The following is an 18370-nucleotide window of genomic DNA, read 5'->3' on the forward strand; positions in this document are numbered from 1 at the left end:
TAGGTGAGGTGAATGGTGGTAGGTGTGAGGTTTTTAAGCCTCCAACAGACAATTCCATCCTGACACCCGACACCCGACACCCGACACCCGACACCCGACACCCTTGCTCAACCGAGCTTTCACCTTAAGTTGACACCAATGGGCATTGCCGTACCCTACTATATATATGTGGCGTTTGTGCGTAAGTCCTGTTAGGTTTGCAGTTCGTTGAATTTGGTGCGAATGGTTTCCACCCGTTTACGGTTTACGCCTAAATCGGATTGTCCTAAACGCGATGCTGAACGAACATGGATAACATTCGCTCCTTCATCTAGGAAAAATTCTACGTCATCGACGAACCCCATCAGCTTAGTCGCGAATTCGGCGTAGAGATAATTCTCTGATTCCGTGATAATTTTGGTTCTTTCCATGTTCTCAATCACGGTTTTCAGGTCAGCTATTGCCTTAGCTGGTGCTGATTTATAGGTTAACGGATCAATTTTATGTTGGGCATCTTGAGCTTGACTATTGACACAGTTTGGGCTTTCGGGACAGGCAGTTAATTTCCCTGACTCAATACCAAGATTCGTGGGTCGTTTTCCAGCAAACATCTCTCCTCCTGAAACAGTTAAGGTTACGCCTATAGAACAGGCAACAATGAAAATTAAAGCAATCAAGACGATCAAAATAGCTTTAAGTGGCGATCGCTTTTGCGCTTCTAATGTCATAGGATTTGTCCTTTGTCATTTGTCATTCGTCATTTGTTAGGGGATAGGGTAAGGTTAAGGTATTGCAAAAGGCAGAGGGAAAGGTAATAATTTTACCCATCAAATTTTAAGGCTTGACCGCGTACCTCTGTGTGCAGTTTGCCCCGTTCATAAGCCACTTTACCTCCAACAATAGTCATCACTGACCATCCGGTTAAGTTCCAGCCTTCAAAGGGACTCCAGCCACATTTAGTTAATAGTTCCTCTCGCCGCACCGGACGGTAATTTTCTAAGTCTACTAAGACCAAATCTGCATCATAACCGGGAGCGATCGCGCCTTTGTTGGGAATGCGATAGGCTTTAGCTACAGCCGTAGACATCCAGTTCGAGACTTGGGCAAGGGTACAGCGTCCTTGTATGACTTGGGTGAGCATTAAGGCTAAGGATGTTTCCACTCCCGGCATTCCTGATGGACTATTGGGATAGGTTTGAGCTTTTTCGTCTAGGGTATGAGGGGCGTGATCCGTGGCAATAAAGTCAATGACGCCATCTAATAGGGCTTGCCAAAGGGTGGCATTATCCTGGGGCGATCGCAAGGGGGGGTTCATTTGCGCCAAGGTGCCGATTTGCTCGTAGGCGCTGGTATTGAGGAGCAAGTGTTGGGGTGTGACTTCAGCCGTTACCCAAGTGGGTTTATCCTGACGCAGTAACTCGGCTTCCTCCCCGGTAGACAGATGCAGAATATGCAGCCGTCGCTGATATTTTTTCGAGAGTTTCAGCGCGAGTTGAGTCGCATTTAGGGCGGCTTGATTATCCTGAATCTGGGAGTGAATCGCCGGATCATTAATTCCAGCAAATTTTTCCCGCCGTTCCCGGATTCGCTCTTGATCTTCCGCATGAACCGCAATTAGCCGACTTCCCTCGGCAAAAATTGGGTCGAGGGCTTCCTCGCTATCCACTAATAGCCCCCCACGCATCGAACCCATAAATATCTTAATCCCACAGGTTGGCTGTGCCTCACGCAGATCAGGCAAATTTTCGGGCGTTGCGCCAATAAAAAAGCCGTAGTTAACTAAGCACTTCTCGGATGCCCGTTTCAGCTTATCGTCTAAGGCGGCTTGAGTCGTGGTTAGGGGACGAGTGTTGGGCATTTCCAGAAATGAGGTAACGCCTCCCTTGGCACAAGCACAACTGGCGGTAAATAAGTCTTCCTTATGTTCTAAGCCCGGTTCGCGAAAATGAACTTGTGGATCGATGACTCCCGGCAACAATGTTAATCCTGTCGCGTCGATTTCCCTATCTGCCGAAGCTGAGATGTCTGGGGCAACTTGGACAATTTCTTGACCACGAGTGAGGACATCTCCCAGCAAAATGTCCCCTGTGGGCATGAGAATACGAGCATGGCGGATGAGTAAGCTTGAGTCAGAGGACATAAGAAAATGCTAAAATTCCCAATAGCTTCAGTATTCCTACTTTAGAGCGAATTTTGTCCAGTTACTAGAGGAACCCCGTCGGTTATAACCGCTTCGGTTACATTAGAAGAGATGAGCCGACTAATCGGCTGATTTTCCTCCGCTGATTTTCCTCCATCGTCCAACTCGTGATTGCTTAAGGTGATTCAACGGCTATGACTCGTGCCCAAAATCGAGACCCTGAAAAACAATCGGTACAAAAGCCAGAAAATCCCTGGGTAGAGGGATTCAAGACCATTGGCTTGAGTGTTTTTCTCGCGATCGGGATTCGCAGCTTTGTGGCAGAAGCGCGGTATATCCCTTCGGGTTCTATGGAACCCACCCTTCAGATTAACGATCGCCTGATTATTGATAAGATCAGCTATAATTTCCGTCAACCCCAGCGCGGAGATATTGTGGTTTTTTCCCCCACAGATGCGCTCAAGCAGCAAAATTTCAAAGACGCCTTTATCAAGCGAGTGATTGGTCTTCCTGGCGAAACCGTGGAGGTGAAGGGAGGACGAGTCTATGTCAATGATCAAGCCTTGCGGGAACAATATATCGAAGAGGAACCCGAATACAGCTACGGACCTGTGACGGTGCCTGAGGACAATTATTTGGTTTTGGGAGATAATCGCAACAATAGCTACGATTCTCACTATTGGGGTTTTGTCCCGCGTGACAATATTATTGGACGAGCGATCGTCCGCTTTTGGCCCCTCAATCGGGTAGGTGAAGTCGATGTGATCGAATCTGTGGCTCCAGAAGCATCTCCTTCAACCCAGATGCAACAGCCAGTAGACTAAAACGTTTTCGGTGAAGCTTGCAGGAGAGCCGAGGAGCAGGGGAAGGGGAGAAATTTCTCCCCTTTTCTGTATGACTAGATTAGATTCGGCTTGTAGATAGGGCTTAAGCCCTATCTATATTCTGTTGGGTTTCGACTTCGTGAACAAAATAGGAATACCTTAATTAAATCGGCAGATGATAGGGTGTTGGCTATTCTCAATCAGGTGAATGCTGATATTTAACCCAGGCTTATTTTACCGTGATCTAATCACTCATACTACTACCAAGTCCAAGCAAGATCCCCGACTTCTTCAAGAAGTCGGGGATCTGAGATAAATGAGTTGGGTTGGGGAACAGGCGTCAACTCAACCTACTGGCGTGGCACACCTTAATTGATGGATTAGAATTGGTTCGTAGTGAGGGCTTCAGCCCTCTCCAGCTAAGCGTTATAGCACTCTTCGTGCTTACTACAAACAAAACCCTATTTTAGCTGTGTCACCCCACTACTGGCGTGGCACACCTTAATTGGTGGATTAGAATTGTAGGGGCGCAAGGCTTGCGCCCATTCTAACAGTAAAATCTATCCCACAATTTTAGCTGTGTCACCCCACTACAACCGATCCTCCGCCTTATTGGTAAAGCTTATTGGTAAAGCAATCGCGGGGGGAGATGTTAGCTGTTGGCGTTATTTCTGCCTTCTTGCATTAGGGACTCCTATACAGAATCATCCCACCAACTCTCGGATCATTAGGATCGACAGCTTGCCCACATATCAACCCTATAGACCACCGATATTCTATATTAGAATCTATGGCTGGAGCATCGGTGGGCAACTCTAAACGATACGTACCCGGAGTTGTCGGTAGTGGCAATTGTGCCTGATAAAAATAGTCTTCATCAGCATCTTTTAAGCTGAAAAATACTTGTTTAGCTCCGGTTTTGGGAAGATATACGGCAAAACTGGGACGTTCGATATCCGTTTCGCTATGGGTGGGCATTAACGAGGATAAGCCTTCATCGTCTATGAGTTCATCCCCCGGACAGGTTCCCCGAGATGCGCCACCAGTTGTATCGTATGGAGTGCCTTCTTTGGGCGGATCAAACGTTATCCACAACTGGGTATTAATTGAGTTAGATTGTGCCATTAAATCTGGAACGACTAACACTTCCAAGGATAACGCTATGCCGAACAGGGATAAAGATTTAACTACGTTCATGATTTCAATCCTCCTCGGATTTATGTTGGGTGGGAATTGAGCAACCTCTGATTCCAAAATAATATGTTGTTGAAACCTGGTTTTTCTGATTAATAATTACATCCAATTCCCCACTAAAACAAAAGGTGCCCAGTAATAGGGATGCTGATAGACTTCTTGCTTTAATAATGATAACTGAGCTTGCCGCAGGGCTTCCGCTCGGTTGCCATCACCTTGGCGCAAATGGCGATAAAATTTAATCATGGTATCGGCAGTGGATTGGTCATTTACTGACCAAAGCGTAGCAATTGTACTGCGAGCGCCAGAACGCACGGCTAATCCAGCTAATCCTAAAGCGGCTCGTTTGTCTCCAGTCGCCGTTTGACAAGCACTGAGAACTAACAGTTCAATCGGTTCAGAATTGCTTTGTTCTCTCGTTTTAAGCAGTTGAGATAAGGTATTAGCATTGAGGCGTTTATCCCAGGTAAGAATAAAGGTGTCTTTGGGTTGTGAACTAAACTGACCATGGGTGGCAAGATGGAGAATGTTAACGGAATGGTTTTTGAGTTCCTTTTCTATTTTGGCATGAGTAAAGCTTTCATTCAATAGAACTTCTGAAGGTAAATCATCACTAATTTCTTTAACTTCTTGCTTAACCGCCGGTAAGGGAAGAAACCCTTGACGGGCTTCCGTTAATCCTGCTGTTAACGAAAATAGGGGAACTTGTTTGAGTGATCGCGGCTCAAGTAGTTGCAATCCCGGTGTTAACGCCACACTATATTTTTCAATCAAATACTGGTTGCCATCGTGGAGAGCTGTCATCGGTATATTCCGCAAAATGCCATCCAGAACAAAGACTAAGGTTTTAATCTGATTACTGGTTAATTGATTGTCAATCGGACGAATTAGCCAATCATAAACCGTTTGGGAAAGCTTGAGCCGTTCTTTATTCGATAACGCCGGATTCATAGTTTGGCGTAAACGGCTGATTGTGGCTTCAATGTCTGGGGAAGATACAGGGGTGTGGTAAGACTGTAGAGGTTGTCCGGGTAAGGAAAGAATTACCGCTAAACGGTTGGGTAAAATAATCGGGTAAATTACCGCCGCTTTCGTATCACTTTTTTCGATGACGGTATCAATTTGTTCGGCTTGCGTCTCTAAACAGGCGGTGCGGAAAAAGTTTTCTAGTTCCGCTAATTGTAGGGATTCAATCACAGTCCGGGCTTGTTGCAGATGTTCGGGTGAGGGAGAGTCTAATAAAAGACTGACGAGGTGACGATAAATGGGTTCGATTTCCTCTTGAAAGGAAAATCTTACATCCGCATTCATGGCAACTAGATCCCCCCGTAAGGATTGTACTGTATCAAATGCCTGTTTATTTGCCGCGATCGCGCTTTGTTTATCGCCTACCTTTGTCAGGATTTGTGCCAGTTGCCAGTACCATTGATAGGATAAATCAGCAGCGTTGATACTCTGAGACAAAAATAGGGCTTGTTCGGTTAAATCTTGAGCTTGAGACCATTGTTGAGTTTTGTCGTATACTTTTCCGAGGATGCCTAAACTCAGCGATTCTGCCCGTTTATCGTTTAAGGTTTTTGCCGCTTGTAGGGAATCGGCTAACTGTTGGGCAATGGTTTGATAATTGGCAATATTTGGAGAACCTAAGCCGGAGGTTTCGACGAGTTCGATTAAACGTTCAGCGTAGTTAACTTGGGCATAAATCGCCTCTCGACTCGGAGACAACTGGGACAGATTGCGTTGAATTTGGGGAACTAATTCTTGGGCATCGGTAAACTTTTCTAAATGAATCAGTAGCTTAACTTGGTTGAGTTGGGCTTGGACTTGAGATAGAGGATTGATGGCGATTTCGGCGGCTTGTTGATAGTAGGCTAATGCCGCTGGCATTTCTGCCAAGTTGCGGCTAATATTACCTAAACTCAACAAAGCCGCACTGATATCGGGGGCAGAATTAAGGCGTTGTGCTACAGCTAAACTTTCTTGCAAGAGAGTCTGGGCGGCGGGCAAATCACCGATAGCTTCCCAGACCCTACCCAGACTGCGTAATCCAGTCGCTTTCATGATAGAATCCGGTTGGGTGGTTAGCTGTGGCTGTACCGATTCGAGAAGTTGCCGCGATCGCTGAACCATTCCCAAACTTTGCCATGCTTGAGCCTGATTAATTTTGCTCCCCAATACCCCCATTTGATCATCGGCTTGGGCGTAAATAGTTTCCGCCTGTTTCCAGGTGTCTAGCGCCGCCTGCGGTTGTCCCATTACCAGTTGCAGACTTCCTTTGGTATTTAAAATGGGGGCTAGAATCGCGGGATTGGCTTGAGGTTGGAGTAAGTCAAGGCTTTGGTTAATTGCCGCTTCTGCTTGTTGCCATTGTCCCAGGTCTTGATAGGCTAAGGATAAGTAATGTAAGGCTAACGCTTGATTCGTGCGATCGCCAGCTTTTTCATAATTCTTTACCGCCTCTTGCCAAGTCTTTATTGTATCAGCTAAATGTTCAGTTTCATCGTCAGTTTTACCTTGACTGACAAGGCTAGAAGTATCTATCTGTCTCCCCTCTCCTTGTAGGAGAAGGGTAGGGTGAGAGGTCAAAAAACGGTTAGAAGAATACTGTGCCGCGACAGGACGAACCGTCACCATCACGAAGCAAGTGACTAGGACTAATCCCCAGAAAAATAGTTGCTTTTTACTGCTTCTTCTTAACCGTTTCATAACCCCTCATTTACTCTAAGTCGTTGGCATCCGGGTCAATTCCCATTTCCCGTAATCGTGCAGATAATTTTGCCGCTTTTTGTTCGGCTTTTTCCGCTCGTTGTCGTTCAGTTTCCGCTCGTTGCTGTTCAGTTTCCGCTCGTTGTCGTTCAGTTTCCGCTCGTTGTCGTTCCAACTCCGCCCGTTCTTCACCAATAAGTAAAAGATTCCCTTCACTATCCCACCAGCGTAGCCAGAGTTGAGTTTGATTTTGATACGTTCCCTGCCAAAGTCCCAGTTCTACTCCTAACGGTGGAATAGAATAATGACCCCGTTCATTCGGGTCTATCCGTTGATAGGAAAAATCTTGCAAATGATACACCTCTAATTTGCCATTTTTAATTTCGTAAATGGCATAGTAAGGAATGCGAATAATATGTCCATAAACCCAAAATTTACCGGGTTTTGTCGTTTTTCCCTCCGCCGAAACCGATAAGGGTGTAGCATCCCGTTCCTCTTCTCCATCTCCACTAGCAAACTCAATCGCAATCGTTGGTGCCATGAATTCTCGCCACAGGACATAAGAACGGCGAATTTCTCCATTCAGAAGCGGCGGAACATTAGCAACATAGAACCAATCCGGTGCTTCAGCCCCTTTTTCTGGGGGGTCAGTTTCACGCCAGTAGATACCACAATCTTGTCCAATAGCATATTGACCATCAGGATGAAGTTGCCGCAAAACTGAGCCAATGGAATCGGTTAAAATAATGCTTTGGGGATGCTCCTGGAAATTTTTCACAAACGTACCATCTGATTCGGGAAGTTGAGTATGATCAGGAAATGCTGGGGGTAAATCAGTACGAGTTACTGTTGTCATTGGTTATTCGTCCTTTGTTATTTGTCCAATCATCTCCAGTTATTTCCCCCATTCTATAAAATTTTCGCCCCCAATCCTTCAATCACCTCTGCGCCCTCTGCGAAAACCGCTGCGTTCCTCTGCGTTAAAAAATATAATTGCAATCTCACCCATTAAATTTAATCTAAGTCATTTATGCCCCCACACGAAGACGATACTCCCCCAAAATCTTCTCGGTTTCCTCCACTCGATTCAGCCGTTAGAATCACCGTACCCTCTTCATTCACAATCCAACCTTGGGCTTCAATTATCTGCTTTTCAGGTGTCTCAGATGGAAGGTTGACAGCAGGTTGATTATCAGGAAACGCTGCCACATTTCGCCGATCTTGCCAAACCGCATTTCCTGGCAAATAGTCACGGGGATTATCGGGAATACCGCCGCGTCCGATAGCCGTAAAGCGATTCCCGGTATCCGCCGGACAACCCGCAATAATTTGATTCGACGGATCAGTAAAATTAAAAGGCAATTCAGTTAAGCCACGAGAGGGGTCAACATTGGGAGTATTAATCGTAATTCTGCCATCAATGCCTAACTGAGAACTCGCCGTAATATCATTATTTGGGGTAAGTTTATCACTCACCTGCAAGCCAAAAATGCCTTGCGTAGTTATGTCAATATTTCCGCCATTTCCCTCAAAAGCATTAGCCGCGATATCACTATTTTCATCCAGAACCGCGACGATAAACTTAGCATCAATATTGATATCGCCACCATCTCCACCCGCCCCAGCTTGTCCGGCTGTAGTACTGATTAAACTGTTATTTCGTATCAGTAATAAATCTGTGGCGTTGAGGATAATATTTCCACCATTACCCGATAGCGTTCCCGTACCAATTCCGGCGCCATCCAAAAGCGTCACACGCTCAGCGTTGATGTACAAATTGCCGGCTCTAGTATCACCAGAACCTAGGGTTAACGTGGTTATTCCTCCCTTTCCTTGCAATTCTATCTGAGTCACATTCACGCGCAAAGTTCCGGCGCTTCCTGTACTCGTGAAGTCAGCCGACGTCGCAATTCCAGCACCATCTCGCACCACCAAGCGATCGCTATTAATCGTGACATTTCCAGCATCTCCACTTCCTTGAGTTGCAGAGGTCAAACCTGTTCGCAACTTAGCTAACTCTAAGAGGGTATTGAGGTCAGTTGGCGCAACAGCCGCACCGGGTTCATTGCCAATAATTTCTATGGATTCAGCGTTAATGGTTAAATCCCCCGCATCACCACTACTATTAGTTCGGGCGGCTGTAGAAATACCCGTTCCTACCTCTGAGGTAGTTTTCGTATTTTGAATCAGTAACTGGCGGCTATTTAGGGTTAAATGTCCAGCATCACCCGCCCCATAGGTTAGGGAACCCAAGTTACCATCATCCAACAGGTTAACTGACGTCCCATTAATTCTCACATTTCCCGCCTGTCCACCATTCGCAAAGGTGGCTGTGGCAATATTCGATTCATCTGCCAAGGTAATAGATTCTGCGCTAACCTGAATATTACCTCCTGAACCGGAAATGCTACCCAATGTATTATTAGCGGGTAAAAATTGGATGAGATCTGCAATATCACCCGTCGGTGAACCCAAAATTTCGATAATGTTATTGATATCAGCGTTATCGTTTAGACTCGCTGATATCGTATTAATATCAGAGTTATCGTCGGCGCGAATTGAATCAGCATTAATCTGAATATTACCCCCTTGTCCAGAACCAACCGTAACGCTAAAAATTTTCGACCCACCACTCAACACCAGAGACGGGGCAAAAAGTCCAATGTCGCCGCCTTTGCCTAAACTGGTGACGCTAGTAATAATTGAATTATCGATAGTTAGGGTTGCGCCACTATTCAGAGAAATACGACCGCCAATTTGTCCATTGGTATTGATATCACTCACTCCAATATCACCAACAGCTTGAAGTAATATATCACCAGCTTCACCCAAAGAACTGGTATCAATTGTACCAGACGTAGTATCAATTAATCCTTTAGAGTCGATAATAATCGTACCCCCTGCGATCATTCCTTGGGTATTCATTGAACCAACCGTTATCCCCCCGGCTAACGATGGATTCGGCTGATACTGATTAGTTAAAAATACAGTTCCACCTGGGTTAACAATATTGCCAATAGAAATCGTCGCACTGGTGGGACTTTCCAGGAGATTGGGGAACGGCGGAACAATAATTCCATTCGATGGAATCCCATTAACGCCTGGAATCCCAAAAGCGGTTGTTCCAGCGCGGATATCCAGAGTGGGTTTAGTTTTCCCATCAATTAATATGGATGTGCCATCAGATAGAGTAATCGTCTCAACAATGCCATTTTCGGCATCGACATTATCAATCAAAACACCACCCGGAATCGTCACACTTCCGCCCGCAAAAATATGCAGTGAAGCGCCTTGATAAGCCCCCATTAAAACATCCCCACGGCTGCGAATCACCGGATCATGGGGACTCCTCAGAGTTCCCAGATTCCCATCAAGCTGTTCAATCCGAAACTCGCCACCACTCCAGAAATGGGCATCCCCTTGCACCGGATTAGCCGAACGGAATACCATATCCCCATTGGCGAAAACACCACTATCCGGATGATTTAGGGCAAAAATATCAATTGTGCGATCGCCTTGTACCTGCATATTTCCGCCAGCCTTAGCGATGAACGGATTTACCAGACTGTCTCGGATATTTATAGTATGATTAGCGTGCAGAGTAAGATTATCCCCAGCGATAAGCTGACCTTGTAAATTAAGAGTATTAGCCGCTAGAGTAAGATTCCCTCCCACCGATAAATTCCCCGCATTGGTAATCGTTGCCGATTCACCTGTCAAATAATTAAAAAAGAATACCCCTGGCTGAATCGATAGAAGGGTACTTTTTTCCGGTTCTGTTGCCAAAAATAATCCCTGTTTACCCAGGCGAATCCCATCCGCCGTACTCGCCACAAATGACCCTGTTACATCTAACCTAGCGTCTTTACCAAAAATAATTCCATTAGGATTAATTAAGTATAAACTTGCCGCCCCTTCCACACCGAGAGTGCCAAAAATATTGGATAGATTCGTTCCCGTAACACGAGTGAGAATATGGTCAACATCCGTAGGATTGGCAAAGTAAACCTGCTGTCTGGGATCAACATTGAACTCCTGGAAACTGTGGAACAGATTACTCCCCCGTCTTGCCCCCCCTTGAATCAAATCCCGCGCCTCTTGGGGAACAACGATTGAATTTTCTGCACCTAACGTATCATCAGGAACCAGTTGGGCATTAATCTTTGCCGCATAAAAAAACTGACTGGATACAAGTCCAAAATAGCAGAACCATTGTAACGCTTGCCGACTGTTTAGGCTTTTGAGTATAAAGTTAAGATTAACTGGATTCATCAGTTGAACTGGATTTGAGACAAAAAATCCGGTAAAATTCATTGACAAGAGGTTAAACCCAATGATTCGGTTCTTTTTCTCTATACAGTCCCGTCGTAACCATACCCGTACTCTTTTGGAGGAAGATTAAAATTTTTATAAAATTAAAACTGTGTGCCAATGCAGCATATTACATCTCTACTTATGGCAGCGTTGCAGATAGACTTTAGCGGTTTTATCCTCAGGCACAAACTCTAGACACCGTTGAAATAATTTAGCCGCTTTACTAAACTCTCGTTGCGAATAAAGGCATAACGCTTGTTCAAACATTGTCTTTGTTTTCAGCTTCCGCTGACGAACCGGAGGCGGATCAGCATCAAACACATCAAACACCGACACGGTTTGGGATTTACCTTTAACCTTGACCCGACCAATCAGGCGAAACGAATAGTTAGAAGGGTCACGCAAATGGTCAAAGGTGTAATGTGAAATCAGCAGCGATACCCCATACTCTTTAGTCAAATGTTCCAAGCGAGAGGCTAAATTCACAGCATCACTAAGTACCGTACTATTAATATGGGTTTTACCGCCCACTGTTCCTAACATCATCAAGCCAGTATTAATACCAATCCCGATTTCGATCGGAGATTCTCCGGATTTTTGTCGCTCTTGATTATAGCATTTTAAGTGTTGCAGCATATCAATTGCGGCGTTGACCGCATCATCGGCACTGCCACTAAATAACGCCATAATTGCATCACCAATATATTTATCTATAAAGCCTTGATTTTCGATAATGGCAGGTTCCATATAGGAAAGATAACGATTAATAAAGTTAAATGTTTCTTGCGGCTTCATCGCTTCCGATAGACTCGTAAAGTTGCGAATATCCGCAAAGAGGACTGACATATTTTGCTGAGATTGATCGCCTAACTTAACATCACAAATACTGTCCTTTTTCAGTAACTGCAAGAATTGCCGGGGGACAAACTGGGAGAACGATTGATTCAACTGGAAAAGTTCTCTAGTAAACGCTTCACGCTCGACTTGCGCCTGTTTCCGTTCGCTAATATCTTCAATAAATCCCTGATAGTAGAGAACATTTCCTTGATCATCACAAACCGATCGCGCATGTTCACAAATCCAAATAATGCTGCCATTCCGGCGATAAACTTGGGCTTCAAACCCAACCACTTCTCCCTGTTGTTCCATCAATTGCATAAATTGATCTCGACGCTTCGGATCAACATAAAGCTGTTTTTTTATATTCGTAATACTATTGATCAACTCCTCTGGAGACTTATACCCATAAATCTTTGCCAACGCCGGATTCGCACTGCGATAGCGTCCATCAAGAGTAGTCTGAAAAATACCTTCTAATGCATTTTCAAAGATACGGCGATATTTCTGTTGGGCTTCCTGCTGTAACCGCCGACTCTGATAATCGGCAGTGATAACGGCTGAACCCGTCAAGGCGAGTAATGAGGGAATTACAGGTAACCACCACCCGGCTAGAAATAAGAGATAAGTACCGATTAAACTACAACCACTTGCTAATACAATATAAATGCCTAGGGCAAGTAATTGAAGTAAGGTTTTGGGATTCAACCATTTATTCTTTAGCCAAACTAAACTTCCGGCTGCACCCAGAAACGACCAACACAAAACCATTACCCCTTCGACTGGATTGGGTAAGACTTTAATCAAGGGGCGTCCATCAATGGCACTACTGATAATTTGACTGGTTAAATTCGCGTGAATAACAACAGCAGCAGCGCGACGGGGAGGGGCAAATATGGTGCTATCATAAGGCGTAAAAAATAAAGCGTTGGTACTTTGGGCTTTAGATCCAATTAAGATGATGCGATCGCGGATTTTTTCTGGGGGAACGCGATCGGCTAAAACATCGCTTAAGGAAACGGTATCAAAGCTGTCTGCAACACCGCGATAATTTAAGAGAATCTGATACCCTCCCGCATCTACATCTACATATCCTCCATCATCAGTCTGAAACGGCGTAAAGATCGCTTTTCCCAAGCGATAATGCTGCTGATTCGCATTAATCTCCTCTAAACTAATCCCCTCATCCTCTAAATACAGTAACGCTAAACGGGCGGCTAAACTTAATTGCAACTCATCATTTTCCTGTTTAATCGACAATAACCCTCGGCGAATCTTGCCATCCGCATCCACCATCAGATCCGCCAAAGCAACTCGGTTTAAAGCGTCCAGAGTGGGTGGAGAAGCCACGCGATCGCCCACTCGCTTTTCTACTCCAATTAGATTCGGCGTAGACTGCATCACCTCCACCCATTGCTGATGTCCCGGTTCTACAGGTAAATCTCGATACAGATTTAAACCAATCACTCGTGGTTCAGCCGCTTTCAGCGTAGTAATTAAATCAGCCAAAACCCCATCCGGAATGGGCCACCGCCCCACTCGATTAATATCCGTTTCATCAATTGAAACCAGGAGAATGCGAGAATCTGGAGATTCTTGAGGGCGCAGCCGAAAATATTGATCCAGCGTTGCCCATTCCAATAGCTGAAATAAACCCGCCGCATTCAGCGCAAGAATAATCAGCGTCACACTCGGCGCGATTAATAATACTCCTTGCCACTGCTTAATCCAGGTTTTCAGCTTTGAACCCATCAGATATCTCCCTTCTGAATTCCTCTATCTCCAATAGCTAGCTCCAACCTAGCAATTGGAGGGTACATGCTACCATTACTATCAAGCTCTTTGGTGAAAATTCCGGTAAACTAAATAACTTAATCTAGACTGAGAGACCATTGATTGCAAAGCCATTAATTCTCTGTAGGGTGGGTTAGGCGGTCATTTAATCGATGAAACAACTGCTGTATTCCCTAGTGCGTAATCCAGCAAAAATAATGTTTATTTGTTATATAAATTAATGTAATATTATTCTTTGATAATTTTAAATTACCCTAGCACTAGCGGTAAAAATGATAGAGTACAAGGATTTGCTTAACACAGCTTAATATCTTAGACTAGAAAATAGAACCCTTGAAAATAGTGATAAAATGTTCAACTTGATCAACTCCCTCCTCGGACGTCATCCCGAACGCATCAACGCCAACGTGGAAATTTACACCTGGCAAACTTGCCCCTTTTGTATTCGTGCCAAGCTATTACTGTGGTGGAAAGGCGTTAACTTCACCGAATATAAAATCGATGGTGATGGAAGTGCCAGAATGAAAATGGCAGAACGAGCAAACGGACGGCGAACCGTTCCCCAGATTTTTATTAACAACCAGCATATCGGTGGCTGTGATGATCTCTACAGTTTAGATAGTCAAGGCAAGTTAGATCCTTTATTATATAGCAATCCTATTTGAGTCGTGTCCAAAAATCTGGTAATTTTCGGAAATGGGCAATGGGCAATGGGCAATGGGCAATGGGAAAGAATGTGTAGGGGCGGGTTTTACCATTAACATTTGGTTGTCACCCTGATATAACTAAACCCGCCCCGATTAAAGTGCAGGTCATCTTCGACAAACGACAAATAACAAATGACAAATGACAAATGACAAATGACAAATGACAAATGACAAATAACAATCAACAATCCGACAAATTAAGAGAAAGCTGAACATAGTCAACCCCGGCATCAACATCAGCCTTATTTTTTGCCTCTCTTGAACAAGCATCAAGTCGTTGATGAGACTTCTCTAACACCTCACAACTTTGCGCCAACCATTGCTGAAATACCTCAAACCGCCCATCCGAGGGATGAACCACCTGATAGACACGCACGCGATTTAAACGTTTACTTTCACGACCAATACATTGAAGTCCATAGCCAATCTTATCCAACAAACGCCGGACAATCCGAATCGGTGTCGCATTTCGGGCTAATCCCATCCCCAACGTGGTTTTAATCGACGCCCGATTCGATAATGCCAATCGCGCCATCGCCTGCAAATCCTCATCTGTTCCTCTTAACTCACGCCCCCGATCCGTCAGCAACACGGGAACCCCCAAAAGTTCCATTGTCCCTACCGCCGCCCCCAATTGGGAACGATTAAAATCAGGCAAGAAAATACTTCCACCGCCTAACTCAATCAATTTACGTGCCATCACCGCATCCCGTTGCGCTAAATGATCTCGCCCTAAGGTGAGAAAATAATGCAGCAATAGCTTTTGATACCACCCATCATCATCCTTAGCCACCAGTTGGGCAGTTACGGGAATTCGATAACGCTGCTTTAACTCATATTTGCGAATCGCCCGTCGTTGGGCAAGGGTTTTCACTAATCGTTTTTGCCCAGTATGATATTGATGATCACTCAGATTTTTAGCCCGCGCGATCGCTAAACATTCTGCCTGATAATTTTGGTCTTTCACCGCCGCGATCGCAGCCGTCAACGAATTGGGTTCACTCTTCCCCTGTGTCTGGGAAACAGAGGACACACTATCCCCTCCTCCCATCTCCTGATCCGCAGCCTCAACCACCTGATGCCCTTCCCTACGCAGCGCCGCCAGTACCGATTCCCGATACTGAAACATCGACGCATTATGTCTCACCGCCATTCTTGCCCAACACAATAGCGATTCCGCCTGAAAACCCGTCTCAATATCATCAAGGGCATCAAAATCAGATTGTTGTAATAATCGAATATTAAGCTGAGTCAAACGTCGTCCCGATGTCAGCAAAGCTGGAATCGACGTAGAACCATTGCCCACCCGATTAAACCCACAGGATGCCACCCAGAGGAACCGAGGCAGATTTTCTCGCACTCGCCCCAACGCCTGACGCACCGAATTTTCACTTTGCACCCCAATCGCAATTCCCCAAACCGAGGTGAAATGTTCCTGCAACTCAATACTGACTCCGGTTTCAATCACCGGACTTGCCAGAACAATATCATACTGACTCAACACCCCATCCAAATCACGCATACAGCCATACGCCGGATGAGTCGGTTCAGTCAGAGATTCTGAATCAATGCGGAGAATCTTCGCCTCAGGAAATCGAGAACGTAGATAGGCTTCCAACGTACAGGTTCCCCACTGACTCCCCCGTTTCTGGGCGGAAAGGCAAACAAAGGGTTTCCCACCGGCGGCAATGTGTCGTTCCAAATCCTGAATCAAGCGTTCTGGCTTACGTTCTGGATAATAGTTTACCCGCCAGGATTCAGCCTCGCTGGGTTTCCAGGTGTTGTGAATAATATAAGGATGGTGGGAAACCCCCGATAAAGAAATCAAGTAATCGATAGAAACATCACTCAAATCCGCATCCGCCACATAAACTTGTCCCTCATCTCCCAAAACATTCTGCATCAATGTCTTCAGAGATTTCAGAATCGCCACTCGGTTACTACTGCAAGTATCCGAATCCAACCCATGCCAAAGAACCTGTTCCACTTCATCAATAATTACCACCCCATCTGACCAGTTCACCGCCTCAAAGCCAGCCTGAGAGGTAGGATGGAGAGAGTCAACGCAGAGACCATAGCCTAACCTAGCACCGCTTTCTGTATCCTGTATCTGAGTGACATAGTTCAAGCCAAAGCGCTGACATAACGCCTCCACGAGTCGCACCCGATGACCAATCACCAAAACCCATTTCTGGCGCTTAATCGCCTCTTTAACAATGGTTTCTAACCACTGAGTTTTCCCTGTACCTTTAGGGGATTTAATTCCAATCAACTTGGCATCCTCAGGAATCGATAATTCCCCTAAATAGCGACGATTTATCTGTATCGTGGGCGGATACGTCAGCCCGGTTAAGGATTGGGCTTTCCAGGTATCTAGGGGGACAGCCGTTTGATAGGCTTCGTCAAATGCTGTTTGAGTCTGGTTGGCAATTAAATCATCCACCCCTTTCCCTTGGTCTGGATGCCAACTGATTATCTTGACAGAACATCCCTTTTGGGTTAACAAATATCCCAACTGACGAATAGCGGCATTAACAGCTTTGATGGTACTGGGTTTAGTGTCTTGGTCGAAGGCAATATAAATTGTTCTCCCCGGCGTTGCTAATTTGAGTAACTGGGGGATGAGGCGAGACTTGCCGATACGATTTCCTTGTTCATCTCTAGGGACACGATAGCCTCCGAATACACCAGGGAGGGCAATTGCCGCATAGCCGGCGGTGAGTAAAGTCCCCGCTTTCTTCGCGCCCTCAGTAATACACAACGGAATTTCGGGATGGGCAATCAACCACTGCCAAAATCCGCCGGAGACATTTTGAATTTGTAGGGGCGGGTTTAGGGACTCGCCTTGGGTGATTGATGATAACGTTTGTACAAAACCCGCCCTGACCGAATGTTCACCCTTGGCGACTATCAAGGGCATGGTTTGTAGGGGCAGGTTTAGGGACTCCCCTGGGGCGATTGATGGTAACGTTTCCTCAAAACCCGCCCTGACCGAATGTTCACCCTTGGCGACTATCAAGGGCATGGTTTGTAGGGGTGGGTTTAGGGACTCCCCTGGGGCGATTGATGATAACGTTTCCTCAAAACCCGCCCTGACTGATGTGTCAGCGAGGTTTTCACGATTGTCGATGACGCGATTAAACCCACCCCCAGACACATCAAATGGAAGCGTCAGGTTATAGCGATTAGCAATATCCTGCCACAGATGTAGGGGGACACGCAGAGCAAAAACACCTGTGGGGGCTAGGGGCGGATGTTCGTATTTAATCGGTTTTCCCGTCTGAGTATTGCAGCGAGGAGAACTAGGCTTGAAACAACCCCAAAGATCATCATTACCCGTGAGTACGTCAATTCCGGAACACCACCATCCTCCTTGTTCCGTATGTTCGTAGCGCTTCAGGATGCGGTGACTGACCCGACCATCATTCCGTCGTGGTAATGTATCCGCGTAGAATAAATAGTTCGATGGGCAAGTGCCAGTTAAAGGGATAACGTTTAGGCGAGTGAGTTGGTCATCAATACAGCTATTGTTCCATTCTTGCAGATAATTCACGGGATTAGAGATTAAGGGGTTCATACGCAAGACTACACTACATCTAGTAGTTAAACTGGATTGCTTAGGAAAGGAACACTAATTATAGGGCTTGTTGACCAATGCTTGAAGCGTCATGTAAAAAAGTGGCGGTGCAGGGGTGCGGGGAGTATACATGGGTGTCAACTTAAGCCACATTACCCACGATAGGATACTGGGTGTGGGGTATGGGGTGTGGGGTGTGGGGAAAGCGAGCAATTTTGGCTCACTATGTATTAAACGGAGCCTGTTTGAAAAAAACATTGTGGATGAATAGGTGAGGTGAATGGTGGTAGGTGTGAGA

10 protein-coding genes are annotated in these 18370 nt (G+C 45.6%); 2 read left to right on the forward strand and 8 right to left on the reverse strand.

Features of this window, described 5'->3' with window-relative positions; genetic code table 11:
• Positions 1-191 precede the first annotated feature (191 nt).
• Both RIG66_RS13755 and RIG66_RS13760 read right to left on the reverse strand, forming a co-directional pair.
• On the reverse strand, positions 192-707 hold the full coding sequence (locus RIG66_RS13755; RefSeq protein WP_446378851.1) for a DUF1499 domain-containing protein: 516 nt from the start codon (positions 705-707) through the stop codon (positions 192-194).
• A 92-nt stretch (positions 708-799) separates the two neighbouring features.
• The gene (locus RIG66_RS13760; RefSeq protein ID WP_446378853.1) at positions 800-2119 is read right to left on the reverse strand and encodes a dihydroorotase; all 1320 of its coding nucleotides are present in this window, start codon (positions 2117-2119) and stop codon (positions 800-802) included.
• A 194-nt stretch (positions 2120-2313) separates the two neighbouring features.
• Here RIG66_RS13760 and lepB point away from each other — a divergent pair, with 194 nt between their 5' ends.
• Positions 2314-2943 (forward strand): signal peptidase I, encoded by a 630-nt coding sequence (gene lepB / locus RIG66_RS13765; protein WP_446378855.1) that lies wholly within the window; start codon positions 2314-2316, stop codon positions 2941-2943.
• Positions 2944-3627: 684 nt separating this feature from the next.
• Here the strand turns inward: lepB and RIG66_RS13770 are convergent.
• From RIG66_RS13770 to RIG66_RS13790, 5 genes are all read right to left on the reverse strand, one after another.
• Positions 3628-4140, reverse strand: coding sequence for a DUF928 domain-containing protein (locus RIG66_RS13770; RefSeq protein ID WP_446378857.1), 513 nt, complete (start codon positions 4138-4140; stop codon positions 3628-3630).
• Positions 4141-4236: 96 nt separating this feature from the next.
• Positions 4237-6843, reverse strand: coding sequence for a CHAT domain-containing protein (locus tag RIG66_RS13775; RefSeq protein ID WP_446378859.1), 2607 nt, complete (start codon positions 6841-6843; stop codon positions 4237-4239).
• Between the two features lie 10 nt (positions 6844-6853).
• Positions 6854-7699: a Uma2 family endonuclease gene (locus RIG66_RS13780; RefSeq protein WP_446378861.1), complete on the reverse strand. Its 846-nt coding sequence runs from the start codon at positions 7697-7699 to the stop codon at positions 6854-6856.
• Positions 7700-7857: 158 nt separating this feature from the next.
• Positions 7858-11157 carry a two-partner secretion domain-containing protein gene (locus RIG66_RS13785; RefSeq protein ID WP_446378863.1) on the reverse strand — a complete coding sequence of 1100 codons (3300 nt, stop codon included), beginning with the start codon at positions 11155-11157 and terminating at the stop codon, positions 7858-7860.
• 135 nt (positions 11158-11292) lie between these two features.
• Entirely contained in the window at positions 11293-13746 is a 2454-nt protein-coding gene (locus RIG66_RS13790; RefSeq protein WP_446378865.1) for a CHASE2 domain-containing protein, read from the reverse strand.
• Between the two features lie 392 nt (positions 13747-14138).
• Here RIG66_RS13790 and grxC point away from each other — a divergent pair, with 392 nt between their 5' ends.
• Positions 14139-14453 (forward strand): glutaredoxin 3, encoded by a 315-nt coding sequence (gene grxC, locus RIG66_RS13795; protein WP_446378867.1) that lies wholly within the window; start codon positions 14139-14141, stop codon positions 14451-14453.
• 223 nt (positions 14454-14676) lie between these two features.
• Here the strand turns inward: grxC and RIG66_RS13800 are convergent, their stop codons facing one another.
• Positions 14677-18048 carry a plasmid replication protein, CyRepA1 family gene (locus RIG66_RS13800; protein WP_446378869.1) on the reverse strand — a complete coding sequence of 1124 codons (3372 nt, stop codon included), beginning with the start codon at positions 18046-18048 and terminating at the stop codon, positions 14677-14679.
• Between the last annotated feature and the right edge of the window lie 322 nt (positions 18049-18370).

The organism is Coleofasciculus sp. E2-BRE-01, assembly GCF_040221695.1.
Classification (GTDB): Bacteria; Cyanobacteriota; Cyanobacteriia; order Cyanobacteriales; family Coleofasciculaceae; genus Coleofasciculus.

Coding starts and splice junctions, on each gene's coding strand:
- RIG66_RS13755 (WP_446378851.1), bottom strand. CDS start 707: ATGACATTAGAAGCGCAAAAGCGATCGCCACTTAAAGCTATTTTGATC.
- RIG66_RS13760 (WP_446378853.1), bottom strand. CDS start 2,119: ATGTCCTCTGACTCAAGCTTACTCATCCGCCATGCTCGTATTCTCATG.
- lepB (WP_446378855.1), top strand. CDS start 2,314: ATGACTCGTGCCCAAAATCGAGACCCTGAAAAACAATCGGTACAAAAG.
- RIG66_RS13770 (WP_446378857.1), bottom strand. CDS start 4,140: ATGAACGTAGTTAAATCTTTATCCCTGTTCGGCATAGCGTTATCCTTG.
- RIG66_RS13775 (WP_446378859.1), bottom strand. CDS start 6,843: ATGAAACGGTTAAGAAGAAGCAGTAAAAAGCAACTATTTTTCTGGGGA.
- RIG66_RS13780 (WP_446378861.1), bottom strand. CDS start 7,699: ATGACAACAGTAACTCGTACTGATTTACCCCCAGCATTTCCTGATCAT.
- RIG66_RS13785 (WP_446378863.1), bottom strand. CDS start 11,157: ATGAATTTTACCGGATTTTTTGTCTCAAATCCAGTTCAACTGATGAAT.
- RIG66_RS13790 (WP_446378865.1), bottom strand. CDS start 13,746: ATGGGTTCAAAGCTGAAAACCTGGATTAAGCAGTGGCAAGGAGTATTA.
- grxC (WP_446378867.1), top strand. CDS start 14,139: ATGTTCAACTTGATCAACTCCCTCCTCGGACGTCATCCCGAACGCATC.